Genomic DNA, 2,624 nt, shown 5'->3' with positions numbered 1-2,624 from the left:
CTTGAGCTTCTTGACCTCTTCTTCCGTATATCCATTGGCCTCGGTCAGCTGCTGCCTGAGGTTTTTGACTCTATTTTGATAAACCTCTTGCGTCGCCTTGAGCGGACTCTTCTCATTAGAGAGCAGATCGTTCAGGGTATAGTGCTCCGTCGTGCTATAAGTATAAGAGCCTGTACTATAGCCGCCATTGACTTGGGGGGTCGAATAGGAGCCTGTATGCTCTTTCTGATAAGTCATCTTATCAGTCTTATACTCATTTTTTCCATCATTGATAGCACTGGTCTTGGAAAAACTCTTATCCAAACCATGGGTAAACTTCGAGTCAATGCGCTGCACCACTTCATCGTGGATCCTAGCCGTGGATTTTAACCCTACAAAAATAAGCTCAGACCGTAATCTGAGCCTATTATATCATACTAACGGTCCTTTTGAACCAATAAGTCATAAGGGAAATAGTCCAAGTCCTTTAGGTGGAATAACATCTGCCGCATAATCTTCTGATAGTTTCTCAAACTGTTTGACAAAGTTCATGTCTATTAAAGCTTGTTTTACTTCCGGTTTTAAATCCATAACGTTTTACTGCTTTTCTTCCTGCTCATAGTGAGTAATCAATAGGTTTTGAAATTGCTTGAACATATCAAAGTTAATTTTAAGGACTTCTTCTAGTTCCTCATAACTGAGAACAGCTGGAAAGGGGATGACAGAAGCTTTTTCATCAATTAACATAGAAACATAGGACAAGGGATCACCTAATAATACTTCTCCGTTATACATGACTCCCCAAATTAATTCTACAAAACCATCTCGAAGAGAGAGATGTAAACGAAAGTTTAATGATGCCACAGAACTATCCTTAAATACTATAACAAAGAAATGCTCTCTTTTATTGTAAGTAGCACTATAACCTAATCGTTTTACTGCTTGAATAATTCTATCTACATTGCTATCATCTATTCTTTCATTATAAGGGACAACATCCGCTGCATAATCCTCTGATAGCTTTTTAAATTGCTCCACAAAATTCATGTCTATTAAGGCTTGTTTTACTTCAGGTTTTAAATCCATAACACCTTATTGATTTTCTTCTTGTTCATAATGAGCTATTAATAAGTCTTGAAATTGCTTGAACATATCAAAGTTAATTTTAAGGACTTCTTCTAGTTCCTCATAACTGAGAACAGCTGGTAAAGGGATAGGGGAATTCTTTTCATCTATTAAAACCGGTAAATATCCAATGGCGGGACCCAACTCTATAATCCCATTGTGCTCCACATCCCATATTAGTTCAACACTTCCACCTCTTAAAACGAGATGAACATTAAATTGAAGGCCTAGCTTGTTATTTGTTTTGCATTCAATTTTAAAAAATTTCTCTTTTTTATCATAAGAAGTTTTATAACCCATGTTTTCAATAATTTCGATAACAGTATCTACATCAATGTCTCTCAGACGCTCATCAGGAGGAATAACATCCGCTGCATATTCATCAGATAATCCTTCATATTGCTCCACAAAATTCATATCTACTAAAGCTTGTATGATTTCTGGTTTCAGTTCCAACATTTTTATTCCTCCGTAAATCGTAAGGTCACATCATACTCTGATGCAATATCCTTATAGTGCTGTATATTTGGAATATCTGTATTGCTAGCAGGGATCTCTAAGATATATTTTCCTTCTAGTTTTTGCCCATCAACAAAACGGTTTGTATTTGAGCGTATTTTGGTTCCTCTAGCATATTTTTCTTGAAATTCAGACAGATAGTCCCTAAAGGTGCTTTCTTGAATTTTATCCAAATCGGTCGCTTTTCGAGAAATAATTTCTCCCTTGTAGGGATCATATGAATCTAGACGCTTACCATTTTCAAGATTAACTTCTGTAGCCGGATAAGTACCGCGATCCTGAACTGTCTTATTAAACCGATTACCTCTAGCCATTGGGGATTCTTTCGTCCAGTAGTCACTAGCTTCTTTCCAGTTTAACCTATCCCTTGGTGTTTGTCCAGTTCGAGCTTTACGTTCAAGATACTTCTGATACTTCTCTTCTAGTTTTGGCTCCATGAACACCCCATCAGGATCAAGTAATTGTCCAGCCTCATCCACCTTAGCTTTGGTTACATCAGAACCCTTAGAACCAGTCACTTCCCCAGCTCTAGCCGGTGCCTCGACATCGCCAACCTTGGCTCTTGGAATATCAGAAGCTTTAGCCCCAGAAACTGCTCCAGCTTCTAAACCAGACCCATCGGTCTGATGGGAAACATGAGGCACCTCCGGCTGAACAGAAGAGGAATCAGGCGTTCTGACCTTAGCGAGGTCAGGAGTCTCGGTCCTAGGCCGGGCAGCACTGCTGTCCACTCCCCTAGGATGGGCAGCGTCCACATAGCGGCCGCCTAGCCCAACGCCTAAGCCGGCCACCTGCATCAGGCTGGGGTCCTCACCCTTGACCAGCTTGTTATAGCCAATCTCTCCCGCACTAAAGCTCAGATCAGCCGTATCAACCGCCGTATTCAGCGCCTTGGCAGCCGTATAGCTCCGGGCCGCCTGCTGGATATCCCCGACCTTCTCTCCGGCCGAGACTAGATCCTGAGCCTTAGCCGCTGAACTCAAGACCCTAGAAGCCCCCAA

Annotated in this window: 4 protein-coding genes and 1 pseudogene; all 5 read right to left on the bottom strand. The window is 41.2% G+C overall.

The annotated features are described in order from the left end of the window. Positions 1 to 336: pseudogene (locus tag ACFOSE_RS06540) on the bottom strand (hypothetical protein); the annotation flags it as partial. 105 nt (positions 337 to 441) lie between these two features. Further along, positions 442 to 570: a hypothetical protein gene (locus ACFOSE_RS06535; RefSeq protein ID WP_380431834.1), complete on the bottom strand. Its 129-nt coding sequence runs from the start codon at positions 568 to 570 to the stop codon at positions 442 to 444. A 6-nt stretch (positions 571 to 576) separates the two neighbouring features. Next, positions 577 to 1,065 (bottom strand): hypothetical protein, encoded by a 489-nt coding sequence (locus tag ACFOSE_RS06530; RefSeq protein WP_380431832.1) that lies wholly within the window; start codon positions 1,063 to 1,065, stop codon positions 577 to 579. 6 nt (positions 1,066 to 1,071) lie between these two features. Then, positions 1,072 to 1,563 carry a hypothetical protein gene (locus tag ACFOSE_RS06525; RefSeq protein ID WP_380431831.1) on the bottom strand — a complete coding sequence of 164 codons (492 nt, stop codon included), beginning with the start codon at positions 1,561 to 1,563 and terminating at the stop codon, positions 1,072 to 1,074. Between the two features lie 2 nt (positions 1,564 to 1,565). Further along, a partial coding sequence (locus ACFOSE_RS06520; protein ID WP_380431829.1) for a hypothetical protein occupies positions 1,566 to 2,624 on the bottom strand: 1,059 nt, incomplete at its 5' end.

This window comes from Streptococcus dentapri (genome assembly GCF_042649885.1).
Classification (GTDB): domain Bacteria; phylum Bacillota; class Bacilli; order Lactobacillales; family Streptococcaceae; genus Streptococcus; species Streptococcus dentapri.
Note: the sequence above shows the minus strand (reverse complement) of the source record. Positions and strands in the feature narration are given on the sequence as shown.